Annotated in this window: 23 protein-coding genes; all 23 read left to right on the top strand. The window is 65.0% G+C overall.

Features of this window, described 5'->3' with window-relative positions:
• The first annotated feature begins 18 nt into the window (after positions 1-18).
• The 23 genes from flgK (at position 19) to fliR (ending at position 22,331) form a co-directional block, all read left to right on the top strand.
• Positions 19-1,890 carry a flagellar hook-associated protein FlgK gene (gene flgK, locus FA87_RS13930; protein ID WP_036111180.1) on the top strand — a complete coding sequence of 624 codons (1,872 nt, stop codon included), beginning with the start codon at positions 19-21 and terminating at the stop codon, positions 1,888-1,890.
• Between the two features lie 3 nt (positions 1,891-1,893).
• The gene (flgL, locus tag FA87_RS13925; RefSeq protein ID WP_043695328.1) at positions 1,894-3,090 is read left to right on the top strand and encodes a flagellar hook-associated protein FlgL; all 1,197 of its coding nucleotides are present in this window, start codon (positions 1,894-1,896) and stop codon (positions 3,088-3,090) included.
• Positions 3,091-3,318: 228 nt separating this feature from the next.
• Entirely contained in the window at positions 3,319-4,656 is a 1,338-nt protein-coding gene (locus FA87_RS13920; protein ID WP_043695325.1) for a flagellin, read from the top strand.
• A gap of 323 nt (positions 4,657-4,979) precedes the next feature.
• On the top strand, positions 4,980-6,434 hold the full coding sequence (locus FA87_RS13915; RefSeq protein ID WP_036111189.1) for a flagellin: 1,455 nt from the start codon (positions 4,980-4,982) through the stop codon (positions 6,432-6,434).
• A gap of 134 nt (positions 6,435-6,568) precedes the next feature.
• A complete protein-coding gene (gene fliD, locus FA87_RS13910; protein ID WP_036111191.1) occupies positions 6,569-7,933 on the top strand; it encodes a flagellar filament capping protein FliD in 1,365 nt (454 codons plus the stop codon).
• A gap of 20 nt (positions 7,934-7,953) precedes the next feature.
• Positions 7,954-8,370, top strand: coding sequence for a flagellar export chaperone FliS (gene fliS, locus FA87_RS13905; protein ID WP_036111193.1), 417 nt, complete (start codon positions 7,954-7,956; stop codon positions 8,368-8,370).
• Positions 8,367-8,663 carry a flagellar protein FliT gene (locus FA87_RS13900; protein ID WP_051943373.1) on the top strand — a complete coding sequence of 99 codons (297 nt, stop codon included), beginning with the start codon at positions 8,367-8,369 and terminating at the stop codon, positions 8,661-8,663. Before fliS ends, FA87_RS13900 begins: the two co-directional genes overlap by 4 nt.
• A gap of 29 nt (positions 8,664-8,692) precedes the next feature.
• Entirely contained in the window at positions 8,693-9,268 is a 576-nt protein-coding gene (locus FA87_RS13895) for a PilZ domain-containing protein (RefSeq protein WP_051943375.1), read from the top strand.
• A 291-nt stretch (positions 9,269-9,559) separates the two neighbouring features.
• A complete protein-coding gene (locus FA87_RS13890) occupies positions 9,560-10,984 on the top strand; it encodes a sigma-54 dependent transcriptional regulator (RefSeq protein WP_036111196.1) in 1,425 nt (474 codons plus the stop codon).
• Between the two features lie 67 nt (positions 10,985-11,051).
• Complete coding sequence (gene fliE, locus FA87_RS13885; protein ID WP_036111201.1) at positions 11,052-11,381, top strand: flagellar hook-basal body complex protein FliE; 330 nt, start codon at positions 11,052-11,054, stop codon at positions 11,379-11,381.
• A 51-nt stretch (positions 11,382-11,432) separates the two neighbouring features.
• Positions 11,433-13,145, top strand: a complete 1,713-nt coding sequence (fliF, locus tag FA87_RS13880; RefSeq protein WP_036111204.1) for a flagellar basal-body MS-ring/collar protein FliF — start codon at positions 11,433-11,435, stop codon at positions 13,143-13,145.
• A gap of 13 nt (positions 13,146-13,158) precedes the next feature.
• The gene (gene fliG / locus FA87_RS13875) at positions 13,159-14,148 is read left to right on the top strand and encodes a flagellar motor switch protein FliG (protein ID WP_239709175.1); all 990 of its coding nucleotides are present in this window, start codon (positions 13,159-13,161) and stop codon (positions 14,146-14,148) included.
• A complete protein-coding gene (locus FA87_RS13870) occupies positions 14,148-14,813 on the top strand; it encodes a FliH/SctL family protein (RefSeq protein WP_052191361.1) in 666 nt (221 codons plus the stop codon). Before fliG ends, FA87_RS13870 begins: the two co-directional genes overlap by 1 nt.
• Positions 14,810-16,171 (top strand): flagellar protein export ATPase FliI, encoded by a 1,362-nt coding sequence (gene fliI / locus FA87_RS13865; RefSeq protein ID WP_036111209.1) that lies wholly within the window; start codon positions 14,810-14,812, stop codon positions 16,169-16,171. The genes FA87_RS13870 and fliI overlap by 4 nt, the downstream gene beginning before the upstream one ends.
• Complete coding sequence (fliJ, locus tag FA87_RS13860) at positions 16,171-16,605, top strand: flagellar export protein FliJ (RefSeq protein ID WP_036111212.1); 435 nt, start codon at positions 16,171-16,173, stop codon at positions 16,603-16,605. The genes fliI and fliJ overlap by 1 nt, the downstream gene beginning before the upstream one ends.
• Before the next feature lie 18 nt (positions 16,606-16,623).
• A complete protein-coding gene (locus tag FA87_RS13855; RefSeq protein ID WP_043695320.1) occupies positions 16,624-17,811 on the top strand; it encodes a flagellar hook-length control protein FliK in 1,188 nt (395 codons plus the stop codon).
• A gap of 200 nt (positions 17,812-18,011) precedes the next feature.
• On the top strand, positions 18,012-18,512 hold the full coding sequence (locus FA87_RS13850) for a flagellar basal body-associated FliL family protein (RefSeq protein WP_043695318.1): 501 nt from the start codon (positions 18,012-18,014) through the stop codon (positions 18,510-18,512).
• Positions 18,513-18,528: 16 nt separating this feature from the next.
• A complete protein-coding gene (gene fliM, locus FA87_RS13845) occupies positions 18,529-19,551 on the top strand; it encodes a flagellar motor switch protein FliM (protein WP_051943379.1) in 1,023 nt (340 codons plus the stop codon).
• A 210-nt stretch (positions 19,552-19,761) separates the two neighbouring features.
• The gene (fliN, locus tag FA87_RS13840; RefSeq protein WP_051943380.1) at positions 19,762-20,094 is read left to right on the top strand and encodes a flagellar motor switch protein FliN; all 333 of its coding nucleotides are present in this window, start codon (positions 19,762-19,764) and stop codon (positions 20,092-20,094) included.
• Positions 20,095-20,099: 5 nt separating this feature from the next.
• A complete protein-coding gene (gene fliO / locus FA87_RS13835; RefSeq protein WP_239709101.1) occupies positions 20,100-20,513 on the top strand; it encodes a flagellar biosynthetic protein FliO in 414 nt (137 codons plus the stop codon).
• Between the two features lie 53 nt (positions 20,514-20,566).
• The gene (fliP, locus tag FA87_RS13830) at positions 20,567-21,298 is read left to right on the top strand and encodes a flagellar type III secretion system pore protein FliP (RefSeq protein ID WP_043695314.1); all 732 of its coding nucleotides are present in this window, start codon (positions 20,567-20,569) and stop codon (positions 21,296-21,298) included.
• Positions 21,295-21,564, top strand: coding sequence for a flagellar biosynthesis protein FliQ (gene fliQ / locus FA87_RS13825; RefSeq protein ID WP_036111221.1), 270 nt, complete (start codon positions 21,295-21,297; stop codon positions 21,562-21,564). The genes fliP and fliQ overlap by 4 nt, the downstream gene beginning before the upstream one ends.
• Positions 21,564-22,331, top strand: coding sequence for a flagellar biosynthetic protein FliR (gene fliR / locus FA87_RS13820; protein ID WP_043695310.1), 768 nt, complete (start codon positions 21,564-21,566; stop codon positions 22,329-22,331). Before fliQ ends, fliR begins: the two co-directional genes overlap by 1 nt.
• Positions 22,332-22,336: the final 5 nt, after the last annotated feature.

Here is a 22,336-nt window from a genome sequence, read left to right as displayed (position 1 = left end):
GACAGAAGGAACGTAACGATGGCCGATCTGCTCTCTACAGGTGTCTCGGGTCTGCTTGCCTCGCAAGTGGGTCTGTCCACCGTCGGACACAACATCAGCAACGTCAACACCGCGGGGTATACGCGGCAGACGACGACGTTCAATGCGCGCACGCCTGAATACAACGGCGGCTACTACGTCGGTCAGGGTGCCGATGCGGTCAGCGTGCAGCGGGCGTACAGTCAGTTCCTCACGCAGTCGATGTGGTCGGCCAACTCGGGACAGTCGCGCGCGTCGCAGTACGCCACGCTGACGGCGTCGGTGAATAACATCGTGAGCGGGTCGGCCAATCTGCAGACGGCGCTCGACGGTTTCTTCGGGGCGGTCAGCGACGTGGCCAACGCTCCCGTGGATACCGCCAGTCGTCAGGCCCTGCTGGGCAAGGCCAGTACGCTGGTGTCGACCTTCAAGTCGCTGTCATCGCAGTTTCAGCAGCTGGACCAGTCCACCAACACGCAGATCAGCACCGCGGTCGATTCGATCAATGCGCTGACCAAGACGATCTCCGACCTCAACGGACAGATCCAGCAGGGTTACGCGGGCGGGGCGGTGCCGAACGACCTGCTCGACTCGCGCGATCAGGCGATCTCGCAGCTTTCGCAGCTGGTCGGCGTCAACGTCACCCAGAACGACAATCACATGGTCACCGTCACGGTGGGCAATGGCCTTTCGCTCGTCAATGGCACCGATTCGGCGAAGCTTTCGACGGCCCCCAATCAGTACGATTCGTCCCGGCTCGAAGTGACCGGCCCCGGTGGCTCGGTCATCAGCAGCCAGCTGGGATCGGGTTCGCTCGGCGCGACGTTCGATTTCCGCACCAACGTGCTCGATCCGGCACGCAACCAGCTGGGTCGCGCCGCGATCGCGATGACGGACGCGTTCAATCAGCAGCACGCACAGGGTATCGACCTCAACGGCGACGCGGGCGGAAACTTCTTCACTATCGCCAACCCCGCCGTGTTCAACAGCACGGCCAACAAAGGCACGGGTTCGATCGCGGCCACGGTGTCCGACGTCTCCAGGCTCGATGCATCCGACTACGTCATGCGCTTCGATGGCACGAACTGGAGCGCGACGACCACGGCCGGTGTCACCGTACCGATGACCGGTACGGGCACCGCCACGGACCCGTTCAAGGTCGGCGGTCTGTCCATGGTGGTGAGCGCGGGCGCGGTGGCGGGCGACTCGTTCCAGATCCAGGCGACGCGCAACGCGGCATCGTCCATGAGCGTTGCGATCAGCGATACCAACAAGATCGCCGCGTCGGGTCCGCTGGCGGCCACGAAGGGCTCGGCGAACACGGGTAAGGCCACGCTGGGCGGCCTTACCGTCACCAACGTGGCCGATCCCGCTTTCAATACGCCGGCCAGCATCGTCTTCACGTCCCCGACGACCTACACGATCAATGGGGTGGGTCCGAATACCTACGCCGATGGCGACACCATCACCGGCAACGGCTGGACATTAAAGCTTTCCGGCGTGCCGGCCGCTAACGACACATTCACCGTGAAACCCGCCGGCACCGCCAGCGGTGACAACGGAAATGCGCTGGCGCTGGCCAACGTGGCCAGCAAGGGCGTGCTCGACAACGGTGTGACCACGGTGGGCAAGTCGTACAGCCAGCTGATCGCGCAAGTGGGTACGGCGGGCGCGCAGGCCAACACGGCACTCGATGCGCAGCAGAGCATCCTCGACCAGGCCACGGCGGCGCAGCAAAGCCTGTCCGGTGTGAACATGGATGAAGAAGCGGCCAATCTGTTGCGTTTTCAGCAGGCCTACTCGGCATCCGCCCAGGTCATCACCACGGCGAACACCATCTTTCAGTCCCTCCTGAGCGCGGTACACGGATAACTCATGCGTATTTCGACTTCATGGGGTGCACAGCAAGCGGTCAACCAGATGCTGGACCGCCAGTATCAGCTGTCGCAGACCCAGCTTGCCCTGGGCAACGGCAAGGCCATCCAGACACCGTCCGACAATCCGGCGGCCGCCGCGCGCGCCGTCGACGTCAGCTCGGCCAGCACGCAGAACGATCAGTACACGCGCAACATCAACTCGGCGACGACGCGACTGTCGACGGAAGAAACCGCACTCACCTCGGCCGGCAATATCCTCGACCGGATCCGGTCCATCACGCTGGAAGGCGTGAACGGCACGCAGACCGACGAATCCCGCCAGTCCATCGCCACCGAGCTGCGACAGACGCTGAATCAGCTTGTCGCGCTCGGCAACAGCAAGGACGGCCAGGGCGAATACATCTTCGCCGGTAGCCGCACCACCACGCAGCCGTTCACGATCGACGGCCTGTCGGTGAGCTACGGTGGCGACCAGACCCAGCGGATGGTCGCAGCGGCCGCCGGCCTCCAGGTTGCGACGGGCGACAGTGGCGATGACGTCTTCATGTCGATCCGTGGCGGCAATGGCACGTTCGTGACGACCGCGGGTGCAACGAACACGGGTAGCGCCGTTGTCGGCGGAACCTCGGTCACGGATGCCACGCAGTGGGACGGCGGCAATTACACCGTCAACTTCACCTCGGCGACCACCTACGAGATTCACGACGCGGCCGACCCGACGGGCACGCCTCTGTCGACCGGCACGTATACCGGTACCAGCGGCACGATCAGCTTCAAGGGCGCGCAGCTCAATGTCACCGGTACCCCTGCGGCGGGCGATTCGTTCAGCGTGGGTCCGTCATCGTCACAGGACGTGTTCTCGACCATCGCCGGCATCATCAATGCTTTCGAAGCGCCCGGCGGCGGCGCGGCCATGAACAACCAGGTCAACGCCCAGCTGCAGAATCTCGACCAGGCGGCCACCAGCCTGCTGAATACGCGTACCAAGATCGGCGCACGCATGAACACGCTCGATCAGCAGTCGGACATCGGTTCCGACGTGAAGCTCTCTTATGACAGCACCTTGTCGGATCTGACCGAGCTGGACTACGCGAGCGCAGCCAGTAAATACACCCAGCAGCAGACGGCGCTCGATGCCGCACAGCAGGCCTACGTGAAGATGCAGAATCTGTCGCTCTTCAATTACCTGAAATAGAACGCGCCTCGACGTTCGCATTCGCGACATTTCAAGGCGGCCGCAAGGTCGCCTTTTTTGTGCGTGAAATCCGGCCCCATCTTCCTCCGGGCCCCACGTGGAACTCATCCACCGCCGTCACTAGCCCGCCAGCGAACCGCCGATCACCTCTTACGGCGAATTCCCTTTTAGCGGGCACGCGACGCCGTCGCGTAAGCGGCGTGCCCGCCACGAGAGAAGGACATTCTCATGGCTCTCACTATCAGTACCAACATGGCGTCGCTCAACGCGCAGCGACACCTCGGCATGACCCAGAGCAGGCTGGCCGAGGCCATGCAGCGCATCACCTCGGGCAAACGCATCAACAGCGCAAAGGACGACGCCGCCGGTCTCGCTATCGCGACACGCTTCACCACGCAGATCAACGGTCTCGCACAAGCCCGTCGTAACGCCAGCGACGGCATCTCGCTGTCGCAGACCAGTGAGGCGGCGCTCGACGAGGTAACGGCCAACCGGCAGCGCATCCGCGAACTGGCGTTGCAGTCGGCCAACGGCTCCAACTCCGGTGTGGACCGGCGCGCCCTGAACAACGAGGTGGTCGAGCGCCTCGAAGAAATCACCCGCATCGCCACGCAAACCAATTTCAATGGCATGAAAGTACTGGACGGAAGCGGCTCGCGCTTCACCTTCCAGGTCGGCGCCAACGTGGGCGAAGTGATTCAGGTGGGCCTTGGGCAGGGTATGCGTGCGGATCAGGTCGGTCAGGTGGCGTGTGGCTCGGTGGATATCGCGTCGGCGTTCGTCTCCAAGCCTTACGCGTTCACGCAGGATCCTGCGAAGGACTGGAGCAATGCCAACGGGAAGAGCCTGGGTACGGTGGACTACGATGGCGTCAGGGTGGACTGGTCGCTCTATAAAGGCGACACCGTCGACACTGCGCGTGGCTTTCTCGAAGGCAAGCTCGGTCGTGACTTCAGGGTTGCCGCCAACGGCGACAAACTCGACATCGTGAGGGTAGGGGGCGACCGCCTCAGCCTGGCTAAAGGCGATCTTTCATTTACCAATGGCAGCGGCGAGAGCGTCGACATCATCGGATCGTTCCGGGACACGCAAAGCGTCGCCGATGCCATCAATGCCAACGGACGAAGCGGTCTCTCGGCCTTTGTCGGTGAAAACGGATCGTTACGCTTCGATTCGCGGTCGGCCGTCAGCGTGTCGGGGGCTCTGGCAGGCAAGCTCGGATTTTCCAGTGATTACGCCATGGACACCGCGACATCCCTGGCCGATGGCTCGGTGCTTACGCGAGATGCGGCATACGCCCTGGTGGCACGCGTCGACGCGTCACTGGAATCGGTCAGCTCGACCCGGTCCACGCTGGGTGCCGTGCAGAATCGCCTGGAGTCCACCATTCGCAACCTCGACAGCATCCGGCAGAACATGACGGAGTCACGCAGCACCATCATGGACTCGGACATCGCGGAGGAGACCGCAAAGAAGACGATGGCCATGATCCTTCAGCAATCGGGTGTCTCGGTGCTCGCACAGGCCAATTCGTCTCAACAGCTCATCCTCAAATTGCTGGAGTAATTCCACGGCCAGACGGCACAGGCTCAGGCGCCCCCGCGAGTCCGCCGGGGCGCGTACTTCCGCTGCCGAATCGACGTATCTGGCGTTATGAAATTGACCCTAAACCCGGAGCCGACCCTGCCGATAAATTGACTGACGGAGCCTGGGCGTCACCGCCTACACGGTTTCGATCAAGAAAGTTGTTGACAGGTAGAAAAAGTTCTCAAGTTTCCTCCCGGCGTGCCGTAAACCTCTCTGAGGCGGAAGGCTTCCTTCACGGAACCCCGCCGGACTACGCCGCACAACCTCCGGCATTTCGGTTCCGCTTAAAAAGGATCAATCCCATGGCACTGACCATCAACACCAACATCATGTCGCTGAATGCTCAGCGTAACCTGAGCACCTCGCAGACGAAGCTCTCGTCCGCGATCGAGCGCCTGTCGTCGGGTAACCGCATCAACAGCGCGAAGGACGACGCCGCCGGCCTCGCGATCTCGACCCGCATGACCACCCAGATCAACGGCCTGAACCGCGCGGTTCAGAACGCCAACGACGGCATCTCGCTGTCGCAGACGACCGAGTCGGCCCTCGACGAAGTCACGAACAACCTTCAGCGCATCCGCGAACTGGCCGTTCAGTCGACCAACGCCTCCAACTCTTCTTCGGACCGCGCCGCGCTCGACGCCGAAGTTCAGCAGCGTCTGTCGGAAGTCACCCGTATCGCCACGCAGACCAACTTCAACGGCATGAAGGTCCTGGACGGTTCCGCCCAGAACCTCAGCTTCCAGGTCGGTGCAAACGTCGGTGAAGTCATCAACGTCAGCCTGAACCAGGGCATGAAGTCCAACCAGGTCGGTCAGCTCGCCACCGGTTCCGCCACCCCGTCCCTCGTCGCTACGGCCGCCGTTGCCGGCAGCAAGGGCACGACGGTCGCCGGTCAGGCTACGACCAACTTCGACTTCTCGACCACCGCGTCGTCGTTCACGGTCAACGGCCAGACGGTCACGCTGGACCAGAACTACACCAACGCCGCTGGCCTCGCCACCGCGATCAACAACCAGCTGTCGGCCAACGGCGCCGGCGCCTCGGTGACGCAGAACGCTGGCACGTTCACCTTCACCAACTCGGCCAACGGTGCAACCTCGCCGACCGTCGGCGGCGCAGGCGCGGCCGCGCTGTTCGGTACCACGACGTCGACGGCCGGTACGGCCGACGTCGCCGTCGGCGACGCCACGCCGATCACGCTGGCTGCGGGCGACCTGACCCTGCAGGTCGGCAGCAATGCCGCTTTCAGCGTCACCGGTACCTTCAAGACCACGCAGGACATGGCCGACGCCATCAATGCTAAGTCGGGCGAAGGCATCAACGCCTATGTCGCCACCGACGGCTCGCTGAAGTTCTCGTCGTCTTCGGCCATCACGGTCGGCGGCACCAAGGCGGCGGCGTCGGGCTTCACCGCTGGTGCGATCGCTGTATCCACCACTTCCACCCTGGCAGATTCCAGCGTGAAGACGGTCGATGGCGCCAACGACACGATCAACCGTATCGATGCCGCCCTGCAGTCGGTCTCCGACCTGCGCTCCACCCTCGGCGCGGTGCAGAACCGCTTCGAGTCCACCATCTCCAACCTGCAGAACATCTCGCAGAACCTGACCTCGTCGAAGTCGGCCATCACCGACGCCGACTTCGCTCAGGAAACGGCGAACATGTCCTCGGCTCAGATCCTGCAGCAGGCCGGCGTCTCGGTCCTCGCCCAGGCCAACCAGAGCCAGCAGATCGTCACCAAGCTCCTCCAGTAATGGTGACACCGCCATCCCAGGGCTTGCCCGGGTTGGCAGGGTAATTGCTTAGTTGTCCACGGCTGGCTCCCACTGGGGGCCAGCCGTCGACAAATTGGCGCCCCGGGCAGTGAGGCGTCTTCACGGAGAGTCTCATGGCCACCAGTAGCAGCACCGTTACGCTCGGATCCAGCTCCATCGACGTCGCATCCATCGTTACGAACCTTGTGAACAACAAGCGTGCGGCGAAGGACAGTCAGATCTCGACGGCTCAGACCAGCACCAGCACGCAGATTTCGGCGATCGGCAATTTCACCTCGTCCCTGACGAGCTTGCAGGCCGCCATCAAGTCCCTGACCGACGGCACCGCGTTCTCCACGCTGAAGACCTCGATCGGCGACTCCACCGTCCTCTCGGCGACGACGGATTCCACGGCCAAGGCCAACGTCTACAACATCGCCGTTACCCAGCTCGCTACCTCGCAGAAGACCACCTCGGGTGCGTTCGCCAGCGCGAAGACGACCGAGGTCGGCACGGGCACCCTGAGCATCGCGGTGGGTGACAAGTCCATGAGCGTCGATATCGCCTCGCCGGCGAACACGCTGCAGGACGTGCGCGACGCGATCAACAACTCAAAGTCCAATCCCGGCGTCACCGCCAGCATCGTCACCGGTACCGACGGCGCGCATCTGGTGCTGACCTCGCAGACCACCGGCGCGGCCAACGCGTTCACGGTCACCTCCAGTGGCGGCGACGGCGGCCTGGCGCAGCTGGATTTCGATCCCGCGACGGATACCCCGACCATCAAGGCGCAGGACGCCTTGTTCACGGTCGACGGCACGGCGGCCAGCAGCCCCACCAATACGACCTCGACGGCGATCGACGGCGTGACACTGTCGCTTGCCAAGACCGGCTCGAGCAGCATCACCATCAGCAACGACACCAGCTCGGTCAGCACGGCGATGCAGTCGCTGGTCACCGCCTATAACTCCTTCGTTTCGACCTACAGCACGCTGACCAAGTACGACGCGACCAACCAGCAGGTCGGCGCCCTGATCGGCGATGCCACGGTCAATTCGATCAAGAGTCAGGTCTCCCAGCTGCTGGGTTCGCAACTGACCGGCGCCACCGCCAGCCCGCGCTCGCTCAGCGACCTGGGTGTGTCTTTCCAGGTCGACGGCACGCTGAAGTTCGACACCACGAAGCTGACCTCCGCGCTGAGCTCGAACCCGAGTGGCGTGAAGGACCTGCTGAGCGGCACCAACGGTATCGCGCCGAAACTCGACAAGCTGGTCACCGGCTGGACCTCGTCCAGCGGCATCCTGACCCAGCGCACCACCAATCTGAATGCCAAGCTCAAGGACCTGGCCGATCAGCAGACCGCCTGGGACTCGACCATGACCGACTACACGAAGCGCCTGACCACGCAGTACACGGCGCTCGACACCATGATGACCAAACTCAGCAGCACCAGCAGCTACCTCACGCAGCAGTTCGACGCGCTGACCAAATCGTCCTGATCGCAGGACAGGAAACCCACATGGCACTTGGATACTCCCGCGGCGCTGGCGCCTACCAGCAGGTCCGCACCGGTGGCGGCCTCGAGCAGGCCGACTCGCACGGTCTCATCACCATGCTCATGGATGGCGGTCTGGAACGCATTCGCCTGGCGCTGGCGTGCATGGCTACGGGCAACGTCGCGGGCAAGGGCGAGGCCATCTCGAAGACGATCGAAATCGTCGGCGGTCTCCAGTCGGGCCTCAATCACGACGTGGCCACGCCGCTGGTTTCCCAGCTGGACGCCCTGTACGACTATATGAGCCGCCGTCTCGTACACGCCAATCTGCATAACGACGCCGAAGCCCTCGAAGAAGTCGCGCGCCTGCTCGGGCAGATCCGCGACAGCTGGGTGGCCATCCCGGTCGAGGCTCGTCAGCTCGCCGGAGCAGGCGCATGAACGACACCCTCTGGTGCGACCTCCCGCGCGTCCTCGACCTGACCGAGTCCATGCATGCGGCCGCCAGCGAAGGTCGCTGGGATGAGCTCACTGAACTCGAAGCCCAGCGCGAGCCTGTCCTGCGGCAGGGCAGCATGCGTCCGGCCCCCGAAACGCTCGAGTCGCTGAAGTCCATCATGTTGCTGGATGGCCTGATCAAGGATCTCGTCTCGGCCGCTCGCGACGAGACCGCGGCGCAGTGGGACACGTCCCGTCGGGTTCGCCGCGCCGTCGCCGCGTATAATTCGTTCTGATCGACACATCCTTTGGCGGGGACGGACGGATGACTGACGAAGCGTGGAAGGCATTCTCCGATCGCGTAGCCTGGGATTCCCGGTTTCACGCCACCTGTGAGATCACCGAGCGTCCCGATCCGGCCGGCCTGGCCTTGATCAACGACCGCAACACCAATGTCCTGGTCGCCGTGTCCGCCCTCATGGACCGGCGCAGCGACACTGGCGAGGACGACAGCCCCCTGACCCAGGAAGTGGCCCGTCTGGACGCCAAGCTCAACGTCCTGATGGAGATCGTCAACCGGCTCCTTCTGCCTCAGTCCGTCCTGCCACCCCGCATTCCGGTCCGCGTGAACGCCGCCGGCGCCGCCTTGCCATGGGACGGCCTGCCCGCCGTGGGCACCCCGGTGATGCTGAAGCTGCATTTCGACGTGTGCCGGGCCCTCCCGCTGGAGCTGCCGGGCGTTCGCCTCGCCGGTCCCACGGACGGCAAGGGCTTCATCGCCTTCGAGGGCCTGACGGAGTCCGTCCGCGACGGTATCGAGCGACTGGTGTTCCGCCAGCACCGCCGCCAGGTCGCCGAAGCACGAGCTCACGCACGGCCTCAGGACGGCTCGGGCGAGTGAAGTGACCTTTTACGTCACGTGACGTAGGAACGTCGCGTGGCGTCCTGCGTCACATTCGTGACGCGTGTTGTCAGTGCTGACACCAAGGGGCGCCCTCACGCCGTCATCACTTGCCGAAAAGGTTTTCCTCACACCTCCGCAAGCCCCGTACTTACGTGACTCTCGGCCTTGTGGCGCCAGAATTCCGGCGTTGGCACGCTCCTTGATTGATACCTTGCAACGAAGGCGACGGGATTCCATCGCGAACCCGCTCACGGGCCTTCGATCACACGCAACGTGAGGTATCTCAGGATGAAGTCTTCCAACTTTCTCGTCGTCGAATCCGACGCATCGCGCGCTGAAACCGTCGCTTCCGCGCTGGCTTTCCTGGGTTACCGTCCCGTGCTCGCTCATCGCATGCAGGCTGCGGACGCCGCCGAAGGCTGGCGCGCCGCTTATGTCGGTACGGTGGAAGACGAAGCCGAACTCGAAGGCTATCTGGCCGCCCTGGGTCGCCACGGCCGCAACCTGCCGCTCCTGGTCTCGGCCGATTCCCCGGTCGCCAGCGCGCTGATCGCCGGCGACGACGCGCAGAGCCTCAACGTCGAGCTGATCGACATGCCGCTCCGCTACGAGCGTCTGTCCGAGGCCCTGCGCACCCTGCAGTCGCGCATGCAGCCGGTTCAGAACCACCTGCGCTTCGTCGGCCAGTCCGGTCCCATGCAGCGCGTCAACGCGCTGATCCGCCAGGTGGCGCCGTTCGATTCGAGCGTCCTCGTGCTGGGTGAGTCCGGCAGCGGTAAGGAGCTGGTCGCCCGCACCATTCACGACTGCTCGCCGCGTCGCGACAAGCCGTTCGTCGCGATCAACTGCGGCGCCATTCCGGCGGAACTGCTCGAAAGCGAACTGTTCGGTCACGAGAAGGGCGCGTTCACCGGCGCGATCAGCACCCGCAAGGGTCGTTTCGAAATGGCCGAGGGCGGCACGCTGTTCCTCGACGAAATCGGCGACATGAGCCTTCCGATGCAGGTGAAGCTGTTGCGCGTCCTGCAGGAGCGCGTTTTCGAGCGCGTCGGCGGTAACCGCCCGCAGCGCTGCGACGTGCGCATCATCGCCGCGACCCATCGCGACCTCGAAGGTGCCATCGAGCGCGGCGGTTTCCGCGAAGACCTGTTCTATCGCCTGAGCGTGTTCCCGCTGGAAATGCCGGCCCTGCGCCAGCGTCTCGAAGACCTGCCTGCGCTGATCGCCGAGTTCAACCAGCGCCTGCTGCAGCGTGGTCTGACCTCGGTGCGCTTCGCGCCGAGCGCCATGACCGCGTTGTGCCGTCACCCGTGGCCGGGCAACGTGCGTGAGCTGTCCAATCTGGTCGAGCGTATGGCCATCCTCATGCCGCAGGGCGAGGTCCGTGCGGCCGACCTGCCGGAAAAGTACCGGGGCGCACTTCCGATCGAGGAAGTATCGGGTGCGGCACTCATCGCGATGATGGAAGCCGAGCCGGAGCCGGTGGTCGAGACCTTCGGTTTCTCCAACGACAGCGATCCGGCGGTGCTGCCGCTCGGTGGCCTCGACCTGAAGGACCACCTGGCGGGTATCGAGATCGGCCTGATCCGTCAGGCGCTGAACTCGGCCAACGGTGTCGTCGCCCATGCGGCCAAGCTGCTGCGCGTCCAGCGCACCACGCTGGTCGAGAAGCTGCGCAAGTACGGCCTGTCGGAAACCGTGCAGGCCGGTTGAGTCGCGTCGGTTTGGCACACCTCGTGCATCGGGTGTCGGTAAGCCGATAACGCGTTGGAAAACCGTCATGACCACGATCGATGTGAACAGCCTGCTGCTCCAGATGCGCCGCATCAGCGCGCAGACCGAGATGCCCGCGATCCGGGGTGTCGGTGAAACGGGGCAGGCGGCGAAAGGTTCCTTCGGTGACGTGCTCAAACAGTCGATCGACGGTGTCGCGCAGTCGCAGGCCAAGGCATCGCAGATGGCGTCGGCATTCGAGCGCGGGGACCCGGGTATCGATCTGGCGCAAGTGATGATTCAGGGCCAGAAGGCGGATCTCTCCTTCCGTGCCATGACCGAAGTGCGCAACAAGATGGTCGATGCGTACAAAGAAATCATGAACATGTCGATCTGATCGCGTTGATCCGATCCGGCATGAGCAACCTCACAGGATTCGAGTTTCCCCATGGCAGATAACGGCGTCGCCACCACGGATAGCAGCACGGCCTCGCGCATGGACTCTTTGAAGTCCCTGTCGCAGACGCCGGCCGCCCGTCAGCTCTTCATGCTTGCCGGTATCGCGGGTGCGGTGGCGATCGGTATCGCTGCGGTCATGTGGTCGCGCGCACCGAACTACGGTCTGCTTTACGGCGGCCTCGAGCAGAAGGACGCCGCCGCGGTCACGCAGGCGCTGCAGGCCGGCAATACCCCTTACACGCTCAGCACGGACGGCAGTTCCATCTTCGTCCCGGCCGCCGACGTCGCCGGCGTGCGCCTCAAGCTGGCGGGCCAGGGTCTTCCGCAGGGCAGTGCCGCCGCCGCGCTGCCGCAGGCCGATTCGCCGTTCGGCATGAGCGATATGGCTGAGCGCTCGCGCTACCAGTCGCTGCTCGAAACGGATCTCTCCAACACCATCGCGGGCCTGCAGTCGGTACGTGGCGCGCGCGTGCACCTCGCGCTGCCGAAGCCTTCCGCCTTCGTGCGCGACAACAAGCCGGCTTCGGCGTCGGTGGTCGTGTCGCTCTATCCCGGTCGCCAGCTGGATCAGGGCCAGGTGGCCGCCATCGTTCATCTCGTGGCTGCCAGCGTGCCGGACCTCGATACGCGCCAGGTGTCGGTGATCGATCAGACCGGCAACCTGCTCACCGTCAGCGACCCGGACAGCGCCTCCGCGATCGGCGACAGCCGCCTTCGCCTGTCCAATCGCATCGAAGCCACCTACACGCAGCGCGTCGAGGACCTGCTCACGCCGCTCGTCGGTGCGGGTAAGGTGCGTGCCCAGGTCTTCGCCGACCTGGACTTCTCGCAGACGGAGAAGGCCAGCGAGGTGTTCAACCACGAGAACCCGGCGCTGCGCAGCGAACAGACCAGCAGCGACACGCGTACGGAGCCGAACGGCAACGCGGGTGTCCCTGGTGCGCTGAGCAACCAGCCGCCGAACACCGGCGGTAATCCGACGGCGGCCAACCCGGCCGCCGGCAACGGCAAGCCCGCCGCCGGCCAGAACGCCAGCACGCAGACCGCCGCCACGCCGACGCAGCAGTCGCAGAACGCGACGCGCAACTACGAACTCGATCGCACCGTCAGCCATGTCACGGACCCCGCCGGCAAGGTGGCGCGTCTGTCGGTGGCCGTGGTCGTGGACAACAAGCAGGTGCCGGACAAAGACGGCAAGATGAAGAGCGTGTCGTTCACGCCGGAAGAGCTGACCCGCCTGACCGAACTGACCAAGAACGCGGTGGGTTTCAGCGCGGACCGGGGCGACAGCGTCAGTGTCATCAACGAGCCGTTCCGTGCCGCCGTCGCCGAGGAAGAGCCGCAGGGCATGCCGTTCTACGAGCGTCCCGGCATGCTCGATCTGATCAAGCAGGGGCTGGGCGTGATGATCGCGCTGATCGTCGGCTTCTTCGTCCTGCGCCCGATTCTCAAGGGGCTGCTCAAGCCCGCGCCGATCGCCATGAACAACGTCGCGCTCGCCGGTCCGATGCCTTCGGTGTCGGTCATGGTGGACGACGACGACATGTCGCCGGATCGTGTCAGCACGTCCTCGCCGCAGCTGGGCTCGCCCGCGCTGCTGGCTTACGAACAGAAGGTGGGTCTCGCCAAGCGTATGGCCGCCGAAAATCCGAAGCAGATCGCGCAGGTCGTGAAGAGCTGGGTATCCGACGATGGCAGCTGAGTCGAAAGAGGCCCTGACGGGCGCACAAAAAGCGGCGATCCTGCTTCTCACCCTGGGTGAAGAAGACGCCGCGTCCATCCTCAAACACCTCGGCGCACGCGACGTGCAGGCCGTGGGCTCGGCGATGGCCGCGCTGAAGAACGTCAGCAAGGAGCAGGTCGAGCTGGTGCTCACCAAGCTTCAGGAAGACGTCGGTCAGCATACGTCGATCGGCGTGGGCACCGAGGAATACATCCGCCGCATCCTCGTCAACGCACTGGGTGAGAACAAGGCCGGCGGTCTCATCGACCGCATCCTGCTCGGTCGCAGCAGCAAGGGTCTCGAATCGCTGAAGTGGATGGAAAGCCGTGCCATCGCCGAGATGATCGGGCAGGAACATCCGCAGATCATCGCGCTGGTGATGGCGCATCTCGAGTCCGATCAGGCCGCCGAAGTCATCGGCTACCTGCCAGGCCGTACGCGCAGCGACGTGGTGATGCGTATCGCCACACTCGACGGTGTGCAGCCGCACGCGCTCAACGAACTCGACGAAATCATGGAACGCCAGTTCTCCGGCAATTCCAACAAGCTGAAGTCGGCGACCGTCGGTGGCCTCAAGGCGGCCGCGGATATCCTCAACGCGATGGAAACCTCGCGTGAGGCCGAACTCATGGCGTCGATCCGCGGCATCGATTCGGGCCTGGGTGAGCGCATCGAAGAACTGATGTTCGTCTTCGACGACCTCGCCGACCTCGACGATCGCAGCATGCAGACGCTGCTGCGCGAAGTACCTTCGGCGCGCCTCATCACGGCCCTCAAGGGTGCCGAGGTGGCCATTCGCGAGAAGATCTTCGCCAACATGTCCAAGCGTGCGGCCGACATGCTGCGCGACGACCTGGAGGTCAAGGGTCCGGTCCGTCTCTCCGAGGTGGATGCGGCACAGAAGGAAGTGCTGGCTACCGCGCGCCGCCTGGCTGACGCGGGCCAGATCAATCTCGCCGGTGGCGGGGAAGAGTTCGTCTGATGAGCCTTACCTCGATCCTCGCCCGCGAGCGCGTCGACCAGTTCGAACGCTGGGAGCTGCCCGTCGTGGGTGGTCCCGATCCGCGCGAGGTCGTCGAGCAGGAGGACGATGGTCCGCACCGGCCCACCGTGGCCGAGATCGAAGCGATCGAGCGCCAGGCTCGCGAAGAGGGTTTCCATGCCGGCCTGAGCGAAGGTCGTGCGATGGCGAAGCGCGAACTGGATGCACAGGTCGCGCGTCTCGACGCCTTGTTCGCCGCCGTGGAGCGCCCGTTCGCGGATCTCGACGCCGACGTGGCCGGCGACCTCGCCGTGCTCGCCACCGTCATCGCCGAGCGCGTGCTGGGATATGAGATCGCGACGCGCCCCGAAAAGATCGTCGACGTGGTTCGTCAGGCCGTCGACGTGCTGCCGGCTGGCAGCCGTCAGCTGAAGATTCACCTCAACCCGGCGGATGCGGCGATCGTGCGTGAGCACCGGTCGTCGGTCGATCACGAGGGTTCGATCGTCGACGACGCCGCGCTCGAGCGCGGTGACGTGCGCCTGGAGAGCGAGCACTCGCGCCTGGACGCGCGCCTCCGGACGCGACTGGCCGCGGTGATCGACAGCGTGCTGGAAGGCCGTGTCGAAGAGGCGGAAGCCGATGCGCTGGACGAACCGGCATGAACGCCGAATCGCATACCGCCGGACGCGTCGCGCACTGGCGTCAATCGCTGGCGGCGCAGCGCGCAAGCGCCGAGGGCGTCAGCCCGATGCAGGCCGAAGGCAAGCTTCGCCGCGTCGTCGGGCTTACGCTCGAGGCCGTCGGCTGCGAAGCGCCGGTCGGTGCCCGCTGCATGGTGACCTCGGCGAACGGCAAACAGCTCGAAACGGAAGTGGTCGGCTTTTCCGATGGCCGGCTTCTGCTGATGCCCACCGGTGAAATGCACGGTGTGCTGCCCAATGCGCGCGTCACGCCGGTGGCCGCCGTGTCGGGCATTCCCGTCGGCGATTCGCTGCTCGGTCGTGTCATCGGCCCCGACGGCGTCCCGCTCGACGGTCAGGGTCCGTTGCTGGCGCGCGAACGGGTACCGCTGCGCCGCGACCCGATCAACCCGATGCTGCGCCAGCCGATCGATACGCCGCTCGATGTCGGCGTGCGTGCGATCAATTCGTTGTTGACCGTCGGTCGCGGCCAGCGTATCGGCCTGTTCGCCGGTTCCGGCGTCGGCAAGTCGACGCTGATGGGCATGATGACCCGTTTCACCGACGCCGACGTCGTCGTGGTCGGCCTGATCGGCGAACGAGGCCGCGAAGTAAAGGAATTCGTCGACCATACGCTGGGCGAGGAAGGTCGCCGTCGCGCGGTGGTCGTCGCCGCACCCGCGGACGCGCCGCCGCTCAGTCGCCTGCGCGGCGCTCAGGTCGCGACCGCCGTGGCCGAGCATTTTCGGGACCAGGGCAAACGCGTCCTGCTGCTGATGGATTCGCTCACCCGTTATGCCCAGGCGCAGCGCGAGATCGCGCTCGCGATCGGCGAACCGCCGGCCACCAAGGGTTATCCGCCGTCCGTATTCGCGATGTTGCCGGCGCTGGTGGAGCGCGCGGGCAACGACGCGGAAGGTCGCGGCTCGATCACGGCGTTCTACACCGTGCTCACCGAAGGCGACGATTACCGCCACGATCCGATCGCCGACTCCGCGCGCGCCATTCTCGACGGTCATATCGTCTTGTCGCGCGACATGGCGGAAGCCGGTCATTACCCGGCGATCGACATCGAAGCGTCGATCAGCCGCGTCATGCCGGCGGTCGTCAGCAAGGATCACATGCGTTCCGCCCAGCGCTTCCGCCAGGTGTATTCGGCGTATCGCCAGCAGCGCGACCTCATCGCGGTGGGGGCGTACCAGAAGGGCAGCGATCCGCGTACGGACGAAGCGATTGCCTTGTATCCGCGTCTTTCGGCCTTCCTGCAGCAGGAAACCGATGTGCCGGTGGATCTGGCCGATGCGGAAGCCGGCCTCGTCGATGTCGCGAGGACTAACTGATGGCCTCGCGTGCCGACCGCCTGCAACCCGTTGTCGATATCGCCGCCGAGAAGGCGGAGGACGCGACGCGTGCGCTCGCCACGCACCAGCGGACGCTTGCCGAGAGCGAACAGCAGCTGGCCGAGCTACGTCGCTATCGCAACGAGTACGCGGCGATGCCCGATGGCATCGGCGTCAGCGCGTTGCTCAACCGGCAGCAGTTCCTGCAGAAGATCGACATGGCCATCGTGCAGCAGATGAGCGAAGTCCAGCGTCGTGAGCAGGGGCTCGAACGAGCGCGCCAGTCGTGGGCGGAGGCCCGCGGCCGTGCCAAGGCGCTCGAGTCGGTGACCACCAGGTATCGCGACCAGGAACGTAAGTCACAGGATCGTCGGGAGCAGGAACAGGCCGACGAGCGCTCGCAGTACCGCCGTAACCCGAGGGGTTCGGCATGATCTCACCGGAAGCACCGCATGAATAACGCTACTGTCGCCCTCAACCTCGCCCGCCCGGTCAGCCAGGCACCCACGTCCGCGTCGAACGCGACGGCCAGGGCGAACGACGACACGACCCCGTCGAAGCGCTTCGACGCGGTGCTCGACAGCGCGCATGCCCAGGCGCACGCCGGCGCCGGCGGCACGGTCAGGCCGCATGCGGCTGACGCCCATGCCAGCAGCCGCGGCAACGCACCGTCCGACACGCACAAGGCGAAGGACGACAGCGCCGACAATCGCGACGACAAGAGCACGACGTCTGCCAAAGCCGATGACGGCAAGGTTACGAGCACGAAAGCGGATAAGACCGCCAATCAGGATGACGCGAAGAAGGACGACACGTCCGACAACGACGACACGCCCATTGCCAGCACGATGCTCGCCCTGATCGGCGTACCGCCCAAGGTGACCGAACTGGCGTCGAAGACGCTGGGTGCCCTGAAGGGCGCCGCCGGGAAGACGGGCGATCTCAGCGCTGGCGCGTTGGCCATGGGTCTGCCGAACGCTGCCGCCGTGACCGGTGGCGACGGCAAGGGTGCGATGCTGGCGTCTACCGAGGGCGCCGGTGCCCTTGCCGATGCGACCGCGTCGACGGCCGCCGGATCCCCGCTGGCTGCGCTTCTGGCCGCGCGCACGGTGACCGTGGGCACGGGAAAGGAGGACGCGGCGTCGCCTTCCGATCCGACGACCAGCCCGATGCCGCTGACCCACACGCCCGGTCTGGCACCGGTGGACGGCGCGGCCTTGCAGGTACAGGCCACACAGGCCGCCACCTCGCCGCAGTTCGCCCAGGAACTGGGCGAGCAGATCGCCTGGATGGGCGGTGGTGACGTCAAGGAAGCGCGGATCAAGTTGCACCCCGAAGAGCTGGGCAGCATGGACGTCCGCGTGAATGTCGACGGCGGCAAGGTCAATGTCGCGATCATGGCGCAGCACCCGGCAGCGGTGCATGCCGTCCAGCAGACGCTCTCGCAGCTCGACACGATGCTGGCGCATCACGGCCTGTCGCTCGGCCAGACCGACGTGGGTCAGCGCCAGAACGGGCAGGATGACGGGCATGCCGGCAACGGCGGCGCGGGGCAGGGTGGCGCGGACGATGCACAGGGCGCGACGGTCACACTGGCGACCTCGCGCGTATCCCGCGGTCTGGTCGACGAAGTGGCCTGACGATCGATTGGGTGACGACGAATTGGCGCGCGTCAATTCGTCGTCGCGGCGACAACGCGTATTCGGGGCGACGACGGTGCGACGCGAGGCGGGATGCGCATCGCGCTACATGTACGCAGATGGCACGTCGCTTGCAACAATACCCGTGAGCCCATCGGGCAACGACGATATCGCATTCGCATCACAGAGGTTTTTCACGCATGGCCGCAGCACAGATGGACGCGCCCGAAGGCGCTCCCCTAAAGAAGAAGGGCAAGGGCAAGTTGCTGATCATCGGCGCGGTCATCGTGCTGGCGGTGGGCGGTGCGGGCGGCTGGTTTCTGATGAAGGGCGGCCACGGCAAGACGAGTGCGGCCGATGCCGCCGCGGCGGCCAAGGCCAAACCGGCGGTTTATCTGCAGCTGGATCCGGCCTTCGTGGTCAATTTCCAGGACGAGGCGGCGCTGCGTTTCCTTCAGGTCGGTGTGAACGTCATGTCTCACGACCCGGAGGCGATCGCCGCGGCGAAGGAAGCCGATCCCGAGATCCGCAATGCCTTGCTGATGCTGTTCTCCGCGCAGGACGTGAAGTCCCTGTCCGACGTCAAGGGCAAGCAGAAGCTGCAGGCCGCCGCGCTCGCCGAGATTCAGCGCGTGCTGAAGGAAAAGATCGGTCGCCCCGGGGTGGACGCGGTCTATTTCACCAGCTTCATCATGCAGTGACGGGACACCCGCAGCCATGAGCGACATTCTCACCCAAGAAGAAATCGACGCCCTGCTCGCGGGTGTGGAAGGCGGTGCCGTCGAAACCGAGGTCGAGCTGCCGCCACCGGGCGGTGTTCACGACTACGATTTCACCCAGCAGGACCGTATCGTGCGCGGGCGGCTGCCCACGCTGGAGATGGTCAACGACCGTTTCGCCCGGTATTTCCGTGCCAACCTGTTCAACGTCCTGCGCAAGTCCTGCGAAGTGTCGGTGCTTGGCGTGAAGATGACCAAGTTCAACGAGTACGTTCACTCGCTGGCGGTGCCGAGCAATCTCAACCTCATTCGCATCAAGCCGCTGCGCGGTACCGCGCTGATGGTGTTCGAGCCGCGCCTGGTGTTCACGGTGATCGACAACTTCTTCGGTGGTGACGGCCGGTACCACGCGCGTATCGAGGGCCGAGACTTCACGCCGACCGAGAACCGCGTGATCCAGATCGTGCTGGCGGAGGCCTTTTCGGCCATGGCGGAAGCATGGGCGCCGGTCCTCAAGATGCAGTTCGAGTTCCTCAATTCCGAGATCAACCCGCAGTTCGCCAACATCGTCAGCCCGACCGAGACGGTGGTGGTGTCGCGCTTCCATATCGAGCTCGACGGCGGCGGCGGTGAAGTCCATCTCACGCTGCCGTATTCCATGGTCGAGCCGATCCGTGAACTGCTCGATGCTGGCGTGCAGAGCGACCGGGCCGAGCGCGATGAGCGCTGGATCCAGAACCTGCACGAGGAAATTCTCGATGCGGAAGTGGAGATCACCTCGATGCTGGCCGAAGCGCGCCTGACCATCGGCGACTTCCTGCACCTGCGCAAGGGCGACATCATCCCGATCAGCCTGCCCGAAACGGCAACGGTCTTTGCCGAAGACGTGCCTATTTTCCGGGGCCGCATGGCCAACTCCGGCGGCAACAAGGCGGTGCAGTTCGATTCTCTGATGCGCAAGCGCGGCGAGGGCAGGGCGATGCCGGTGACCACGACGGAGCCGATGCCCGTACTGGCGTGAAGTGCCGTCAATGGACCGGCTCGGTGACTAACTGCCGTCGAGCGTCAGGTTTCCGCCGAGCGTCACTTTCCGGGCGCGAGACGTGACCGGAAAGCGTCGTTCAAAGCACTGAAAAAACACGGTAAATTTACAGTCTCCAGCGTTTCGACAGCGTGGCACGCGGATTGCTTCATAGCTCCCGTAACCCGGTAACGACACTCTGGAACGGACATGAACGAATCCACGCTCGACAATATCGAAGGCACCGATGCCGCCCTGGCCCGGACCATGGGGCTCGGCAGCGAGGTCAACCTCGACGTCATTCTCGATGTGCCGGTCACCATGGCCATGGAAGTGGGCCGGACCAGGATCAGCATCCGCAACCTGCTGCAGCTCAACCAGGGCTCCGTCGTCGAGCTCGACCGCGCCGCCGGTGAGCCGCTGGACGTCTTCGTCAACGGTACGCTGGTCGCCCACGGCGAAGTCGTGGTCATCAACGAGAAGTTCGGTATCCGGCTGACCGACGTGATCAGCCCGGCCGAGCGCGTCCGCAAGCTGCGGTGATTCCCATGCGCCGTACTGTCGCCGCCTTCGCCGGTGGCTCCCTTCCCTGCGCCCTGATGGCGGCTCCGGTCGCCGCTCCGGCGGTCGATTCGGGCGCGGAACTGGTCCGCGTCCTGATCAGCCTGCTCGGCGTCGTGGCGCTCATTTTCTTCGTCGGCTGGATGGCTCGTCGTGCTCAGGCACGGGTGAGTCCGGGTGGCCGGAAGATCCGCGTCATCGAATCGATGCCCGTGGGCATCAAGGAAAAAGTGATGTTGCTGGAGGTTGGCGGCACGCAGATCCTGGTGGGTGCGTCGCCTGCGGGCGGGCTGCGTACGTTGCATGTGCTGGAGACGCCGGTGTCGGACGATCCTTCCGTGCCCGCGGCCCCTGCGATGCGTGGGTTTCGGGACGTGCTTGCTCAGTGGAAGCGGTCGTGAGGGGGGCTCGCGTCGCCCGCGGGGCGGGCTCCTTCAGGCGCTGCTGCCTGTGGATGGCTTTTTTTGTGTCGCTGCTGTTGCCGCTGGCTTCGTTCGCGGCGGATCCGCCGGGCATTCAGCTGCTGAACGTGCAGCCGGGCGCCAATGGCGGCCAGACCTGGTCGCTGTCGATCCAGATGCTGGCGCTGATGACGGCGCTCACCGCGCTGCCGGCGATCCTGCTGATGATGACCTCGTTTACGCGGATCATCATCGTCCTGGGTTTCCTGCGCCAGGCGCTGGGTACCAACAGCACGCCACCCAACCAGGTGATCCTGGGGCTGTCGCTGTTCCTCACCCTGTTCGTGATGACGCCGGTGATCAACAAGGCGTATGACGCCGGGATCAGGCCGTACATGGACGGTCAGATGACCGTGCAGGACGCGCTGCCGCTGGCCGCCGCACCGTTCCGTCACTTCATGCTCGAGCAGACGCGTGAGCCCGACCTGCAGCTGTTCACCAGGCTGGCCGGCGAGCAGCCGTACGCCGACAAGGACGCCGTGCCGTATCGCGTGGCGCTGCCCGCCTTCGTCACCAGCGAGCTGAAAACCGCCTTCCAGATGGGCTTCCTGCTGTTCATCCCGTTCCTGATCATCGACCTCGTCGTGGCCTCCGTCCTGATGTCGATGGGCATGATGATGGTCTCGCCGATGATCATCTCGCTGCCGTTCAAGATCATGCTGTTCGTGCTGGTCGACGGCTGGACACTGCTGCTCGGCACGCTGGCGGGGAGCTTCTTCCAGTGACGCCGGAATCGGTCATCGCGTTCGGCCAGCAGGCGCTGCACGTCGCCATGCTGATCGGTGCCCCGCTGTTGCTCACCGCGCTGGCGGTGGGCTTGCTGGTGGGCATGATCCAGGCCGCGACCCAGATCAACGAGCAGACCCTGAGCTTCATCCCGAAGCTGATCTGCATGGCGCTGGTGATGATCATCACCGGCCCGTGGATGCTGCGTACGCTGGTGCAGTTCACCCGCACGCTCATCGAGAGCCTGCCTCAGGCGGTGCGCTGATGCCGATCGACCTGGGCCAGCTCGAGGGGTGGGTCGGCGGCGCCATGTGGGCGCTGGCCCGCATCTCCGGGCTCATGCTGGTCGCGCCGGTACTTGGCTCGACGATGATCCCGATGCGTATCCGCCTCGGTCTGACCGTGCTGCTGACCATGGTGCTGGCCCCGCTGGCGCCGCTGGATATCCGGCCGCTGTCGGCCGCGGGCGTGGCCGTGCTGTCGCAGCAGGTGCTGATCGGCGCGGCGCTGGGCTTCATTCTCAAGCTGGTCTTCGAGGCCGTGGCGTTTGGCGGCCAGTTCCTTTCACAGGCCATGAGCCTGGGTTTCGCCGAGACGGTGAACCCGGGTGTCGGCGGCACCACGCCGGTCATCAGCCAGTTCTACACGATGCTCGTCACCCTGATGTTCCTGGTGATGAACGGCCATCTCCAGCTCATCTCGCTGCTGGCCGACAGCTTTCGCAGCATGCCCGTGGGCGACGTTGGCATCGGCGCCGATGGCCTGTGGGGCGTCCTGAGCTTCGCGTCGCATCTGTTCTCCGGCGCCGTGCGCGTCGCCCTGCCGGCCCTGACCGCGGTGCTGGTGGTCAACCTCGGTTTCGGCGCCATCAGCCGGTCGGCGCCATCGATGAATCTCTTCGCGGTCGGCTTTCCGATCACGATCTGCCTCGGCGTCCTCGCCGTATGGCTCTCGCTGCGCGCCCTTCCCGGTGCGTTCGACTCGTTGCAGACGGCCGCGTGGGACACCATGCGCCAGTTGATCGGGAGGTAACCGGC

Origin of the sequence: Luteibacter sp. 9133 (genome assembly GCF_000800155.1) — a bacterium.
In the GTDB taxonomy this organism is placed as follows: Bacteria; Pseudomonadota; Gammaproteobacteria; order Xanthomonadales; family Rhodanobacteraceae; genus Luteibacter; species Luteibacter mycovicinus.
This window is presented reverse-complemented; position numbering and strand designations above follow the sequence as displayed.